Origin of the sequence: Roseobacter sp. HKCCA0882 (assembly GCF_037805225.1) — a bacterium.
GTDB lineage: Bacteria > Pseudomonadota > Alphaproteobacteria > Rhodobacterales > Rhodobacteraceae > M30B80.
Genome location: NZ_JBBLYI010000002.1, coordinates 457,923 through 471,804, shown reverse-complemented (window position 1 = coordinate 471,804; position 13,882 = coordinate 457,923). Strand labels below are relative to the sequence as shown.

General features: G+C 56.8%; 14 protein-coding genes. 5 read left to right on the top strand and 9 right to left on the bottom strand.

Annotation, left to right across the window (positions count from 1 at the left end; genetic code table 11):
- Window positions 1–5 precede the first annotated feature (5 nt).
- Together AAC622_RS10605 and AAC622_RS10600 are read right to left on the bottom strand one after the other, a co-directional pair.
- Window positions 6–713 carry a sulfotransferase-like domain-containing protein gene (locus AAC622_RS10605; RefSeq protein ID WP_340262382.1) on the bottom strand — a complete coding sequence of 236 codons (708 nt, stop codon included), beginning with the start codon at window positions 711–713 and terminating at the stop codon, window positions 6–8.
- A gap of 1 nt (window position 714) precedes the next feature.
- Window positions 715–1,614, bottom strand: a complete 900-nt coding sequence (locus AAC622_RS10600) for a D-amino acid aminotransferase (protein WP_340262380.1) — start codon at window positions 1,612–1,614, stop codon at window positions 715–717.
- Between the two features lie 126 nt (window positions 1,615–1,740).
- Here AAC622_RS10600 and AAC622_RS10595 point away from each other — a divergent pair, with 126 nt between their 5' ends.
- Complete coding sequence (locus AAC622_RS10595) at window positions 1,741–1,995, top strand: hypothetical protein (protein ID WP_340262378.1); 255 nt, start codon at window positions 1,741–1,743, stop codon at window positions 1,993–1,995.
- Window positions 1,996–1,998: 3 nt separating this feature from the next.
- Here AAC622_RS10595 and AAC622_RS10590 read toward each other — a convergent pair whose 3' ends face one another.
- The 4 genes from AAC622_RS10590 to AAC622_RS10575 all read right to left on the bottom strand — a co-directional run bounded on the left by AAC622_RS10590 (window position 1,999) and on the right by AAC622_RS10575 (window position 4,623).
- Window positions 1,999–2,331, bottom strand: a complete 333-nt coding sequence (locus AAC622_RS10590) for a hypothetical protein (RefSeq protein ID WP_340262375.1) — start codon at window positions 2,329–2,331, stop codon at window positions 1,999–2,001.
- A gap of 28 nt (window positions 2,332–2,359) precedes the next feature.
- Window positions 2,360–2,830 carry a 23S rRNA (pseudouridine(1915)-N(3))-methyltransferase RlmH gene (gene rlmH, locus AAC622_RS10585; RefSeq protein ID WP_340262373.1) on the bottom strand — a complete coding sequence of 157 codons (471 nt, stop codon included), beginning with the start codon at window positions 2,828–2,830 and terminating at the stop codon, window positions 2,360–2,362.
- 6 nt (window positions 2,831–2,836) lie between these two features.
- Window positions 2,837–3,232 carry a ribosome silencing factor gene (gene rsfS, locus AAC622_RS10580; RefSeq protein ID WP_317656889.1) on the bottom strand — a complete coding sequence of 132 codons (396 nt, stop codon included), beginning with the start codon at window positions 3,230–3,232 and terminating at the stop codon, window positions 2,837–2,839.
- A gap of 191 nt (window positions 3,233–3,423) precedes the next feature.
- A complete protein-coding gene (locus AAC622_RS10575) occupies window positions 3,424–4,623 on the bottom strand; it encodes a TsoY family (seleno)protein (RefSeq protein ID WP_340262371.1) in 1,200 nt (399 codons plus the stop codon).
- A 216-nt stretch (window positions 4,624–4,839) separates the two neighbouring features.
- Between AAC622_RS10575 and smc the strand changes: the two genes are divergently transcribed.
- Window positions 4,840–8,304: a chromosome segregation protein SMC gene (smc, locus tag AAC622_RS10570; RefSeq protein ID WP_340262369.1), complete on the top strand. Its 3,465-nt coding sequence runs from the start codon at window positions 4,840–4,842 to the stop codon at window positions 8,302–8,304.
- Here the strand turns inward: smc and cbiB are convergent.
- From cbiB to AAC622_RS10555, 3 genes are read right to left on the bottom strand one after another with little or no spacing between them, the layout of a single operon-like run.
- A complete protein-coding gene (gene cbiB, locus AAC622_RS10565; RefSeq protein ID WP_340262367.1) occupies window positions 8,301–9,230 on the bottom strand; it encodes an adenosylcobinamide-phosphate synthase CbiB in 930 nt (309 codons plus the stop codon). The genes smc and cbiB overlap by 4 nt on opposite strands.
- Window positions 9,227–10,186 carry a threonine-phosphate decarboxylase gene (locus AAC622_RS10560; protein WP_340262365.1) on the bottom strand — a complete coding sequence of 320 codons (960 nt, stop codon included), beginning with the start codon at window positions 10,184–10,186 and terminating at the stop codon, window positions 9,227–9,229. Before AAC622_RS10560 ends, cbiB begins: the two co-directional genes overlap by 4 nt.
- A gap of 33 nt (window positions 10,187–10,219) precedes the next feature.
- Window positions 10,220–11,200 carry a glutathione S-transferase family protein gene (locus tag AAC622_RS10555; RefSeq protein WP_340262362.1) on the bottom strand — a complete coding sequence of 327 codons (981 nt, stop codon included), beginning with the start codon at window positions 11,198–11,200 and terminating at the stop codon, window positions 10,220–10,222.
- Between the two features lie 204 nt (window positions 11,201–11,404).
- Between AAC622_RS10555 and AAC622_RS10550 the strand changes: the two genes are divergently transcribed.
- The 3 genes from AAC622_RS10550 (at window position 11,405) to dgcA (ending at window position 13,876) form a co-directional block, all read left to right on the top strand.
- Window positions 11,405–11,749 carry a hypothetical protein gene (locus AAC622_RS10550; protein ID WP_317656878.1) on the top strand — a complete coding sequence of 115 codons (345 nt, stop codon included), beginning with the start codon at window positions 11,405–11,407 and terminating at the stop codon, window positions 11,747–11,749.
- Between the two features lie 154 nt (window positions 11,750–11,903).
- Window positions 11,904–12,905: an N-acetyltransferase DgcN gene (dgcN, locus tag AAC622_RS10545; RefSeq protein WP_340262360.1), complete on the top strand. Its 1,002-nt coding sequence runs from the start codon at window positions 11,904–11,906 to the stop codon at window positions 12,903–12,905.
- Entirely contained in the window at window positions 12,902–13,876 is a 975-nt protein-coding gene (gene dgcA, locus AAC622_RS10540) for an N-acetyl-D-Glu racemase DgcA (RefSeq protein WP_340262358.1), read from the top strand. The genes dgcN and dgcA overlap by 4 nt, the downstream gene beginning before the upstream one ends.
- The last annotated feature ends 6 nt before the right edge of the window (window positions 13,877–13,882 follow it).

Below are 13,882 nucleotides of genomic sequence, written 5' to 3'. Positions count from 1 at the left end.
TAACCTTAGCCTGTGTGTTTTAGACTGCGCATTTGTTCGTAATATTCAAGCGCCTCGGTCAGCAGCCCATGATATTCTTTGGGCAAATCAGGCAATGGCCCTTCGGGATCAGAAATCCCAGTTGAGCGATGCACAGCCCCATACCAATGCTTGGCCCAAATACCATCTTGGGCCCGTGGCCCTGCGGGCCAAGATAACATTGCTGCGTCAAACGGAAGGTCGGCCGCTGCGCAGATCATGCGCAACATGGCCTCTGGGTTCGCGCGAATATCTGTGCTGTCGAAAATTGGGCCAGGGAGGCGCTGATAAAGCGCCCATTGTTGAGGATAGCCAATATCAAGCAGGCTCGGCATATCGCGCTTGGCGAGGTAGGAGGCAATGACGCGGGCGGGGTGACGGATCAGATGCATATTCACGCAGCCCTCAGCCCAAGTCATGTCAAACCCATCCAACATATGGTGGGGCATGTGTTTCATATACCAATGCTCTTTTCCGTCAGGCGGGCTGCCCGCACAGCGCCGCGCCACGATCTTTGCATCGCTTTCATGCGCGGCAAGGATATCGGATCGCATCGGGTGGTCGAGCCCTGTCTCTGCCAAATAGGGGGCGTAGAATGGCTCGTCCCAAACCGCGCAATCGGCGCGCGCCCCAAAGGCATACATAATCGCAGTCGAAAGGTTGCGTGGCCCCGACCACATGGCAATTTTTGTCATTCTATTCTGTGCCTTGATCAATCATGTCTTTATAAAGCGCGCGGATGCGCGTGGTCAGTGGCCCTAAATCGCCTGTGCCGATGACGCGGCCGTCAATCTTGCCTACAGGGGTTTGCGCGCCGAATGTGCCCGTCAAAAATGCCTCATCTGCGCTATAGGTTTCCACCAAGGAAAAGTTTTTCTCAAAGACGGGGATGTCATTGTTGTGGCACAGGTCAATGACCTTCTGCCGTGTGATCCCATTCATGCAATAATCGCCTGTGCTTGTCCAAACCTCGCCCTTGCGAATGATGAAGAAATTGCACGCATTTGTGGTGTTCACAAAGCCATGGATGTCTAACATCAATGCCTCATCTGCTCCCGCCTTTTCCGCGGCGATGCAAGCGAGAATACAATTCAATTTGGAATGAGAGTTTAGCTTGGGGTCCTGCGTCATCGGCAAGCCGCGCAGATGTGGCACTGTGGCCAGACGAATGGGGCGCGGGATGGAGGGTTTGGAATGCTCCATGATGATCGCAACAGTCGCGCCAGAACGCGACAGGGCAGGATGTTGAAAGGGGCGCATCTTGACCCCACGCGTGACCATCAACCTGGCATGGGCATCGGTCTGCATCTCGTTGGCGCGGCGGGTGTGTTCGAGGGCCGCAATCACCGCGGCGCGGGTCATGCCGATATCAAGATCAATCGCTTTGGCAGCCTCAAACAGGCGATCCATATGATCGTCTAAAAAGGCCCATTTCCCATTATAGAGACGTAACCCCTCCCAAACGCCATCACCAAGCATAAAGCCGCTGTCATAGACGCTGACCATTGCCTCGGCGCGCGGTTTGAGCGCTCCGTTGATCCAGATCAGAATATGTTCATTGCGCGCGTCTTCTTCGCTTTGATGTGTGCTGACCATGATTTGCCTCGCCCTTGCCCTAGTAACCTTCGCGTGAGGAGACAGGATGCCGTCTTGATGTGCAATATCAATCACAGTTTAGTGCGGGCAGTTTCCACATTTTCCCAAAGCAATGGGAGCCAGGCTATGACACGGACTGACAATAAATCACTGCGCAGTGGGTTTAAACTGGTCGCTTTGAGTGTCGCCATTGGGCTGGCATTTGTGTTGCAGATGCTTTCGCCTCAGGATCGCGGTGCGGTGATTGTGCAATCTCTGTTGAAGGGGCAAATGCCTGTCTTCGGGCACAGTGCGCCCTGTGATCTGGTGTGCAAAGGCCCGCAGATCTTGCCCGCAACAGGCGATCTGAACGCGAACGCGCCCCGTTTGCGGGATATCTGAGCGCTACGACAGCATGGCCTTATGCGCCTTGATGGTCTCATTCAGGTCTGCATAGTAGTTAAGCTTTCCCGCCTCTAGAATGAGCGCCGCATCGCAATAGTCGCGCAGTTCGGCCAGATCACGAGATGTGCTTTCCAGAAGTGCATCAAACGCGCGCGATAAAGACGCGAGGCGATTATGCGTTGCAATCACCGCCACCAACCGACCCTTAGGCGGCATATCCCCGTCTGGCCTTGGGTGCTGGCCCGTGGGTGCAGGGCTGCCCAAATGCAACATGGGTGTCAGGCAGGCCATCGCCAATCTTGGCCTCTCGCGCGAAATCTCAATCGCGGCCAAGTTCGGATATTTTGCTTAAAGAAAGGTTTCAGACGCGGTGATAAGGCGCGCCCGCAAGGATTGATGCGGCACGGTAAAGCTGTTCAGACAGCATCACCCGCACCAACATATGCGGCCAAACCATACGGCCGAAGGAAATACGCCGTGCGGCTTCGCCGCGCAGGTTTGGCTCAATGCCATCTGCCCCGCCAATGATCAGCGCCAAATCGCTTGTTCCTTGATCACGTACTTGGCCAAGACCTGTGGCGAATTCTGGAGAGCTTAGGGTCTCGCCCCGCTCGTCTAGCGCCCAGATCAGCGCGGATTTTGGCAAAGCACGGCGCAGCAAGTCGCCTTCGGCTTTCATGCCCTGATTCTTTTTATCTTCCACCTCAATGACATCGCCTAAGGTCAGGCCAAGTGCGCGGCCAGTGCGATCAAATCGCGTGAGGTAATCGGTAATCAGATCATGTTCGGGGCCTTGCCGCAGGCGGCCAACACAACAGATGGACACGCGCATGGCCGATTAGGCCTGCGCCGTGCCATTGGGCAGCCACATCTTTTCGATCTGGTAGAAATCCCGCACTTCCGGGCGGAAGACATGAACGATCACATCGCCCGTGTCGATTAAAACCCAATCACCTGCGTCTTTGCCTTCGGTTTTGGACAAAAGCCCGTAATCTTGCTTGAGGCGATCCACCAAATTGGTCGCTATAGCGGCCACTTGCCGTGTCGAACGCCCCGAAGCCACGACCATATAATCGGCCATCGAGGATTTCCCCGCCAGCTCGATCGTGATTACGTTTTCAGCTTTGTCATCGCTCAGAGAGTCAAGCACTTGGTCTAGCAAATCCTTGCCACCAATGCGGGGTGCATGCGTGTCGGCATGCGGCGCAATCTCTGCGGTGTCAGTTACCGCCATTCTCGGTCCAGTCAGGACGAAGGCCCTCCGTTTCATGGCGTCAGTCTAAGATGGGCAGCCATCTGGCGCTGACGAATACCCCAAGGATACCACTGCTTGGGGATGATCTCAATGCAAAGGATAATATGGGGTTTATACAAATGAAACGGGCCGCGATGTGCATCGCAGCCCGTAACCTCGTGGGGTGTGGTTTATTCAGCGGGCGCAAGTGCTGCGGCGCTGTTCTTCGCGCAATGTTTGCGCGCAAGGACCAGAACCAAGGCGATCATTGCGAATTGCAGGCCAAGGGCCAATGCGCTGAGCACCCAATAGGCTGCGCCAAATTTTGCGATCATGCCCGTGGCGACCAGACCTTTGTTGATCCAAAAATGACCCAAGACAGACATTGCAACGCCAGGGCAAACAAGGGCGTATGAGCCTGCAGAGGCTTCGGTGCCATTAATGAAGCGGCCGAGATAGCCCACGCTGGTCAAGGCCATGATGCCAAAGAGTGCGATCAGAACTTCAATCGACAGCATGCGTGTCAGGAAGGTAAATGTTTCACCCGCACCGCCATGGATGTCGAAATGAACGTGCAGGCCATGCGAGATCCGCATCATCGCAATCGAAACAACAGTGATCAGCGGAATGATGACCATCAGCGTGGGGGCGGCCTCAACATTCAGGCCGTTCTCCATGATTGAGCGCAGACCCAGTATCGCGGCGACAAAAGCGATCAACAGCGCCGCTGTGATGAAGAAGGTTCCCAGAATAATCGAGATCCCTGCCGTCAGTTGTAGGTTCGACATTGCGGCGGGGGCAGCAAGTCCAACACCGATCATAGACAGCGCAAATGCGGGCAGAACTTGGGCAAAGGAGTTGTTCGCGGCACATTTGAAACCGCCATTGGCAAAGCGCGCCTTGAGGAAATCAGCGATCATGCGGAATGCCAGAATGCCGATCATCAAGAAGGCGGCCATGGCTGCGGGGAATAGATATTCCACAATGCTCCATAGCCCTGGGACAAAGGTAAGACCCAGCAGAAAGCCAACATTAACCGTCATCGCCAAGGCAAGAGGCAGCGCCAAAACTTGGCTCCCTGCGTTTGAAGCGGCAAAATCTGAATAAGACGCCGCTGCGCGGAACGCAGAGAAGCGCCCAAGGTTCCAGATCAACAGCTTGATGTTCAAGAACCCAAAAACTGCGATCCCCGCCATGGCGCCCAAGACCATAGCCTGCTGCAAAATTGACCCTGTCGTCAAAACCGCAAAGTTGTTTTCGAAGATCGGAACGGGTTGGTCAGGATGCGGCACCCAAAACATCAGCCACATAAAAAACGTAACGGCCAATCCCCCTGCACCTAGCGAAGCAAGGAAGTAGAGCGGTGAATATCGATTTTGAGCGAGTGACATTGCTAGTCCCCTTTGATGAACTTTGTTAACTGATTTATGAACTAATCGGTTTAGTTTAGAAATGGATGAAATGTCGCAGGGCAGAAAATTGGCTAAATTTGACTATATCTTGTGGAAAACTGGTTAAACTTATCCACATCGTGGGGTTCGTGATTGACTCTGTGATGGCAGCGGCGAGACAGTAACACTGAATAAGAATCACCGAAGGGTCTGCCTGTGCGGTTTTCCAGATTACGCTTGAACGGCTTTAAAAGCTTTGTTGACCCGACCGAATTGGTGATTTCGGACGGTCTTACGGGCGTGGTTGGCCCCAATGGCTGTGGCAAGTCTAATCTTCTGGAAGCGTTGCGGTGGGTCATGGGCGAGAACCGCGCCTCGGCGATGCGCGGCGGCGGTATGGAAGATGTGATTTTCGCGGGGGCGGCCACGCGGCCTGCGCGTAACTTCGCAGAAGTATCCCTTAGCATCGACAATCAAGACCGTCTCGCACCCGCAGGGTTTAACGAGGATGACACCCTTGAAGTCGTGCGCCGTATTACCCGCGATGCAGGATCTGCCTACAAGGCCAATGGCAAAGACACGCGTGCGCGCGATGTGCAGATGCTGTTTGCGGATGCCTCAACAGGCGCGCATAGCCCCGCCTTGGTGCGGCAGGGTCAGATTTCGGAGCTGATCAACGCAAAACCACGCGCAAGACGGCGGGTTCTTGAAGAGGCTGCGGGTATCTCGGGCCTCTATCAGCGCCGTCATGAGGCCGAGCTAAAGCTGAAGGGTGCAGAAACCAATCTCACCCGTGTTGATGATGTGATTGAACAACTGGCGGGGCAATTATCCTCGCTTGCTCGGCAGGCGCGCCAAGCCGCGCGGTATCGCGAGATCGGGACAGAGCTGCGCCAAGCCGAAGGGATGCTGTTATATTTGCGGTGGCGAGAGGCAGATCAGGCCCGCGCACGCGCTGAGGAAACCTTGCGCTTGGCCGTGCAATCTGCGGCGCAGGCTGAGGCGGCCGCGGTCAAGGCCGCCCAAGCGCGTGAGGAGGCCGAAGCCGCCCTTCCCCCTAAACGGGAGGAGGAGGCAATTGCCGCCGCAATTTCGCAGCGGCTGACTGTAGAGCGCGAAACGCTGCAAGCCGAAGATTTCCGTGTTCGTCAAGCGATTGAAGGTTTGGAAGCACGGATTGAACAACTGACCCGTGACATTGGTCGCGAGGACAGCCTTAACACGGATGCAAGCGAAACAGTGGCCAAGCTGATGGAGGAGCGCGAAGCCCTCTTTGAGGCGCGTAAAGGCCATGATGAGGCGCTGAAGGCAGCGTCACTTGCGGCCGCTGATGCCGCAGAGGTTTTGGCCGATTGTGAAACGGGGCTCAGTCAGCTGACAGAAGACGCGGCGCGTCTTGCAGCGCGCCATCAATCCGCAGAGCGCATTGTTTCTGACGCCCGCGCGGCCCTTGAGCGGAACCGCGCCGAGGCGGAAAAGGCACGGCTTGCGGCGGCGGAAGCCGAAGCGCGCTTGGCCGAGGTGAGCCACGATGTAGACACAGCACAAACCGCTTTGGCCAGTGCGACAGAGCAAGCAAACCAAGCTGAGGCTGCATTGGCAAAGGCCGAAGCAGATCGCGCCACCGCACAAAGCGAAGAGGGCGAGGCCCGCGCGGCTTTGGCTGAGGCCAATGGCACGCTCAGCACGCTTGAGTCCGAAGTGCGCGCATTGCGCCGCCTGCTTGAGCGTGCACAGGGCGCGGCGGAGCAATTGCTGGATCATGTGAAGGTGGATGTGGGTTTTGAGGCCGCCGTTGGGGCGGCCTTGGCCGATGACCTCAAGGCCCCGATCCGCGCAGATGGTCTGGCAACACGGCTGACGGGGTGGCTTGGTCTGGATCAATATGCCAATCCCCAACCCTTGCCCCAAGGGGCGATTTGTTTGGCCGATGTCACCCGCGCGCCGCGCGTATTGGCGCGGCGTTTGTCGCAGGTCGGTATTGTCGATGCGGCAGATGGGGCGCGGTTGCAAAAGGATCTTTTGCCAGGTCAGCGCTTGGTCAGCCGCGAGGGGGATCTCTGGCGGTGGGACGGCTATAGCCTTGCATCTGAGGACAGCTCAAGCGCGGCTGCACGGCGCTTGCAGCAGGTCAATCAACTGGAAAAGTTGGACCAGGAATTGACTGCGGCCAAGGATGCCGCCGATGCCGCCCGCAGCCGTCATGACGAAATTTCGGCACGCCTCACTGCTGCAAGCGAGGCAGATAAAACTGCCCGCCAATCGCGCCGTGACGCCGATAGCGCGATGGCCGAAGCCAGCCGCCTCTTGTCGCGCGCCGAAGCAGAGCGCAATATTTTGGCGGGTCGTCTTGAGACATTGACCCAAGCCGTCAGCCGCCATGGCGAGGAAGCCGCAAGTGCCGAGCGGCAATTGGTTGAAGCTGAGGCGGGGCAAAAAGCCCTTGAAGACCTCACGACAATGCGCGCGCGGGTTGAAAGCGCGAAATCGACAGTCGAGGCTGCGCGTCTGACGATGTTGGCCAAACGCACGGCGCATGATGAGATCAAACGCCAAGGCGAAGCGCGGGAACGCCGCATTGACCAAATTGCAAGCGAAGTAGATGGGTGGCAAAAGCGTCTTGATACCGCCAAGTCCCGCATGGCGGAGTTGAACACCCGCCGCATTGAGGCTGAGGCTCAATTGCAAGATGCGAAGAACAAACCCGACCATCTTGCGGGCCAGCGCGCAGAATTGGCGCAAAAGATCAAAGATGCCGAGGCACGCAAGGCGGCTGCCGCAGATGCGTTGAGCGTTGCAGAAGGTATTGCGCGCACCGCGACATCTGCCGAGCGTGATGTCGAACGCAGCGCCTCGGATGCCCGCGAAGCCCGTGCGGCTGCCGAAGCGCGGCGCGATGGTGCGGCAGAATCCGTTGCCCATGCAGCAGAGCGCATCCATGAGGAGATGGAAGTCACCCCTGACGCGTTGTTAGAGCAATTAGAGACAGACCCGACCGATATGGCCTCGGCTGAAAAGCTTGAAGGCGATGTTATGCGCCTGCGCCGTCAGCGCGATGCGCTTGGTGCGGTTAACCTGCGGGCTGAGGAGGATGCGCGCGAAGTCCAAACCGAGCATGACACGTTGCTGTCAGAAAAGCAGGATCTTGAGGCTGCCATTTCAAAGCTGCGTTCGGGGATTGCGGCCTTGAACAAAGAAGGGCGCGAGCGTCTTTTGACAGCCTTTGATGAGGTCAACCGCAATTTCGGACAGTTGTTTAGTCACCTCTTTGGCGGTGGTGAAGCGCGGCTTGTTTTGGTCGAAAGCGATGACCCTCTGGAAGCGGGGCTTGAGATCCTGTGCCAACCGCCGGGCAAGAAACTCTCGACCTTGTCACTGTTGTCGGGGGGGGAACAAACCCTTACCGCGCTTGCGCTTATCTTCGCGGTATTCTTGGCCAATCCTGCGCCAATCTGTGTGTTGGACGAGGTGGATGCGCCTTTGGACGATGCCAACGTGACCCGTTTCTGCGATATGTTGGACGAGATGACCCGCCGCACCAAAACGCGCTTCTTGATCATCACGCACCATGCTGTGACGATGGCGCGGATGGATCGCTTGTTCGGCGTCACAATGGCCGAGCAAGGTGTCAGCCAATTGGTCAGTGTTGATCTGAAAAAGGCTGAGGCTTTGGTCGCCTAGGTGGCCAAGACCGCCAGAAATAAGACAGCAAACACAAATGCGGCCCATGATTTCCAAAGGATCGTAACCGCGTTCGAAATATCGCTGCGTGTGGCCTCTGCCCTTCCTGCGGCGTTCAGGCTTGGGTGATCGCTGAGATGCCCATGATAACTGCGCGGGCCTGCCAATGTGATATCAAGCGCGCCTGCCATTGCGGCTTCGGGCCATCCTGCATTGGGGCTTGGGTGCTTTGAGGCGTCCTCGCGCATCACCGCCCCAGCCGCAGGTTTGCCGCAAACAGCGGCAATCAGTGCCCCGCTGAGACGGGCAGGGATGTAGTTGAGGATGTCGTCAAACTTGGCGGCAGCAAACCCAAATTCCTCATGTCGCGGGGTGCGGTGGCCAATCATGCTGTCGGCTGTGTTCACGAGTTTGTAGAGCAACACGCCAGGTAGCCCGAGGATAAGAAACCAAAAGGCAGGGGCAATCACCCCGTCTGAAAAATTTTCAGCCGCAGATTCAATCGCGGCACGGCTGATTTCGCTTTCACCCAATTCAGCCGTGTCCCGCCCTACGATATCGCTGAGCGCGCGGCGGGCTTCGGGCAGCGATAGGCCCAAAGCATCGCGCACGGCCAAGACATGGGATATGAGGCTGCGCTGTGCGATAAGGATGGCTGCAAGCAGGATTGAGATCACCTCTCCATAGGGCAAGAGCGCGATTGTGGCCCCAAGCCCCAAAGCGCCAAGGGACAGAAGCGCCATAACCGTCACGCCTGCGCTGCGTGCAGCCGCGTTTTCGGTGTTGTAGCGGCGATCTGCCCAAGCAATGATCCGCCCCATCACCACGGCAGGATGGGGGATGCGCTGCCACAACATGCGCGGTTCGCCAAATAGGGCATCAAGGCCAAGCGCCAGAACCAAGAGGGCAGCGGTTTCCGTGATCATGCCAATGCCTTTTCCAACCTTGTCCAGTCTTCGGGTGCATGGGGTAAGCCCAGTCTGATCATAGAGGTGGAATAGGAAAAGATGCGTGTCCAGATGTGATGCTGCGCAAGCTTGGATTGCAGGGCCGCAGCGTTGCCAACATGGAACAGTCGAAACAGGCTTGTGCCGCACGGATCATTTGCACCTGCCGCCGCCATCAGCGCATCAAGCCGCGCCGCATCTTGCGCCAATCTGCGGCGGGTATCTTCGGCCCATGCGGGATCACGCAAGGCCCGCGCCCCGATCACAAGGGCGGGGCCTGAAACAGACCATGGGCCCATGAGCGCCCGCAAACGGGCAATCGTGTCGGGGGCGGCGATGACAAAGCCAAGGCGCAGACCTGCAAGGCCCCAGAATTTCCCAAAGCTTTTAAGCACAATATCGCGACTGTTTTCTGCGATTTTGGGCAGGTGGCTTGCCTCAGGCATCACATCGCAGAAACTTTCATCATAGATGCGGATTTTGTCACTGACTGGTGCAGGCGCGAGGCGACCATCGGGGTTGTTGGGGTGGACATAGATCTCAAGCGCGGCGCTGCCTTGGGATATCGTCCAACCTGCACCCTCGAAACTGGCCGCCCATTCATTATAGGTGGGCATGGTGATCTGCACGGATTTGTCCAGATCCCGAAAAATCGTGGGCAATCGCGCAATTGCTGCAGAGGCGCCATGTGTTGGCAGAATATCAAGATATGCGGGAACCGACCAAAATGCGCGCGCGGCGGCAATCAGCGCGGCCTCAGCCCCTTGATCGGGCAGGGCGCGCCATGCATCGGCAGGCAGGTCACCGATTGGATAGGGGCAGGGGTTGATCCCTGTTGAAAGATCAAGCCAATCTGCGCGCGCCCCACCATATTGGGCAGCCGCGGCATCAATGCCGCCCCCATGGTCACGGCTATGTTGGGTTTTGGTCGTCATACCGCCTTAGATAGGCGATTTGTCCCGCCCCGCCTAGAGGTGGTCGCGCTCATGTGGGGCGTTGAAATCCAGCACAGGGTTAATCGGCAGGATGCGTGCGGGATTAATCATATCGTGGCTGTAATGGTAATGGCGCACGATATGATCAAAATGCACCGTATCTGCCACACCCGCCCATTGATATAGCTCGCGCGTGTAGCCCCAAAGAGTGGGGTAATCGATGATCCGCTTGCGGTTGCACTTGAAATGCAGGTGATAGACCAGATCAAATCGGATCAACGTGGTAAACAGCCGCCAATCGGCCTCGGTGATGCGTGCGCCGATCAGATAGCGGTTGCGACTGAGGCCGTCATCCAACCAATCGAGCGCCTCAAAAAGCGTATGCACAGCATCATCATAGGCCGCCTGTGAGGTCGCGAACCCTGATTTGTAGACGCCGTTATTCACCTCGTCATAAATGCGTGCATTCACTTGGTCGATCTCTTGGCGCAGTTCTTCGGGGTAGAAATCCTGCGTGTCGTCTGTGATCCCGTTAAAGGCCGAATTGAACATTCGGATAATTTCCGAACTCTCATTCGAGACGATTTTCTCGCGCTCTTTGTCCCAAAGGATTGGAACTGTAACGCGGCCCGTCATGTCGGGTGTGTCTTTGAGATAGACATCACGGGCGAAAGGCAGGCCGTAGAGTGTATCCCCCGTAGCGCCGTCAAAATCTGTGGAAAATGTCCACCCATCCCCGAGCATATCGGGGTGCACAACGCTGACGCTGATATGGTCAGTCAGACCCTTGATGGCGCGGAAGATCATGGCGCGATTGGCCCAAGGGCACGCATGTGAAACATAAAGGTGATAGCGACCCGATTCTGCCTTGAAGCCGCCTTCACCTGAGGGGCCTGCACTGCCATCTTCGGTCACCCAGTTGCGAAACGAGGCCACACTGCGCTGGAATGTGCCGCCTGATTTTTCGGTGTCATACCAAACATCTTGCCATGTGCCATCGATCAAAAGACCCATTGGTTCCGCCTCGTCTCGCTGTTTCCTGTTGCCTCAGACCTAATGCGTGTGGCCTTTTCGTCCAACCCTAGGTCATGCAGAGGCACTCTGCGTATATGCACAGAACCCATGTTGCAAATTGGCAACGAATTTGCAGGTTGGTTAACCCGATGTTGACCAAAACCAAGCATGATCCATGTTACAGTGGGAGTTGATAGGTGTGTTATGAACGATTTTTTGCCCAAAGATGTCGTAGATGGCCTGCGCCACGCGAAGATGCGCGATCTCAAGCGCCGCGCGACCCGTTCGGTTCAGATCGGGGATGATGTTTATGCAATCCTAGAATTCACGCCCTCAGGTTTCGCGGTTGACGCGGAAACCACCCCGCATTTGCGCGGTTTGGTGGATGTTTACGAAGGCTCTCGTCACCAATGTCAGGCGTTAATTATCGCCTCAGAACAAGATGGTGATTTGATGCGCTATGAATTCAAGCGCAACACCGCCGCCTCTGATCGCGCCGCTTTGGATTTTGAAGAAGTGACGCCACAGGTTTCGGGATACTTGACCTGATTCGACTGAAATAACGCAATAAACCGCCGCTTGTGGTCTATTTTTCAAGAAATTCGTGCGAAAATTGCGTGCAGGTCGCGTGATTTTGCGAAAGAATTTCTGACGGCTTGGATTATCCTGTGACAAAGCTTCACCTCTTTGTCGGAGAGCCAAGATGATCAAGACCCCTTACCTTTTGTTTTTGGGCGATGCGCCCGACCCTTTGGCGGCCAAAGTGGCGCAAGGTATTCGTGATTGGCGTCCTGAGAACGCAATAGGCCAATTCCGCATGGAAGGGTGTCAGGCCGATATGCGCTTGCCCGATATGACTTTGGCCGAGGCGCGCGCCGCTGGTGCGGAAACCCTCGTGATTGGAGTTGCCAATCGTGGCGGGGTGATCGCGCCTGCATGGAAAAAGGTTTTGATCGCGGCCCTAGAGGAAGGGTTTGATCTGGCCTCTGGGTTGCACAATCTGTTGCGTGATGAGCCTGATTTGGTCGCCGTAGCCAAGGCGACAGGGCGCAGTCTGCATGATGTGCGGGCGCCAAATGTGCAATATCCCATCGCTAATGGTGTAAAACGCAGCGGCAAGCGTTGCCTTGCCGTTGGCACGGATTGCTCGGTTGGGAAGATGTATACGGCGCTGGCCATGGATGCCGAGATGAAGGCGCGCGGGTTGAAATCCAGTTTCCGCGCCACGGGCCAGACAGGTATTCTGATTACAGGCGAAGGCGTGCCCTTGGATGCGGTCATTGCGGATTTCATTGCAGGGGCGGTGGAATGGTTAACCCCTGATAATGACCCAGATCATTGGGATATGATCGAGGGACAGGGCAGCCTGTTCCACATTTCCTATTCTGGTGTGACCATGGCTTTGGTGCATGGGGGTCAGCCCGATGCGTTGATCTTGTGCCATGAACCAACCCGCCCCCATATGCGTGGTCTGCCCGATTATGAAATGCCAAGCCTTGAGGCGCTGCGTGATCTGGCCCTGACACTTGCACGCCAGTCTAATGCAGCGGCGCAAGTGGTGGGGATCTCAATCAACACAGCGGCATTTGGCGAGGATGAAGCCTTGGCCTATCTTGCAGAGGTTGAAAAGCGGATGGGCTTGCCTGCTGTCGATCCTTTCCGCCAAGGTGCTGCACGTCTTTGTGACGCATTGGAGCCGATATGAGTTTTACCATCACGGCCACGCCCGAAACCTTTCGCTTGGCCGAGGTTTTTACGATTTCACGCGGCTCGCGCAGTGAGGCGCAGGTGGTCACAGTCCACATCAGCCGCGATGGGATCACGGGGCGGGGCGAATCTGTGCCCTATGCGCGCTATGGCGAGAGCATAGCCTCGGTCGTGGCGCAAATAGAGGGGCTGCCTGCAGGGATTGATCGTAAAAGCTTGCAGGACGCATTGCCCGCAGGGGCCGCGCGAAACGCAGTCGATTGTGCGATATGGGACTGGGAAGCAAAATCAACGGGGCGGCCCGTTTGGGATTTGGCGGGGCTTGCGACCGCGCCGCGCGCTGAGATTACAGCCTATACCCTGTCGCTTGACACGCCCGAGCGCATGGAGGCTGCGGCAGCGCGCCACCAATCCCGCCCGCTGCTTAAGATTAAATTGGGCACGCCCGATGACATGCCGCGTCTTGAGGCGGTGCGCCGTGGTGCGCCACGCGCGCGGATCATCGTGGATGCCAATGAGGGATGGACTGTGGACAGCTACAGTGATCTTGCGCCGCATCTGATCCGTCTCGGGGTCGAGATGGTGGAACAGCCGCTTCCTACGGGTGCCGATGATCTTTTGGCTGAAATCGCCCGCCCCTTGCCAGTTTGCGCCGATGAGTCCGCCCATGATCGTGCGAGCCTGCCTGATCTGGTGGGCAAATACGATATGGTGAACATCAAATTGGATAAAACAGGCGGTTTGACAGAGGCGCTTGCGTTGCGCGATGCGGCTGTGGCGGAGGGCTATGGGATTATGGTGGGCTGCATGGTTGGCAGTTCTCTTGCTATGGCCCCTGCGCTTCTCGTGGCACAAGGCGCGGCAATTACCGATCTTGACGGGCCGCTTCTTCTGGCAGAAGACCGTAAGCACGCTTTGACATTTGACGCAGACGGGGTGCATCCTGCGCGTCCAGAATTATGGGGATGAGTTGAG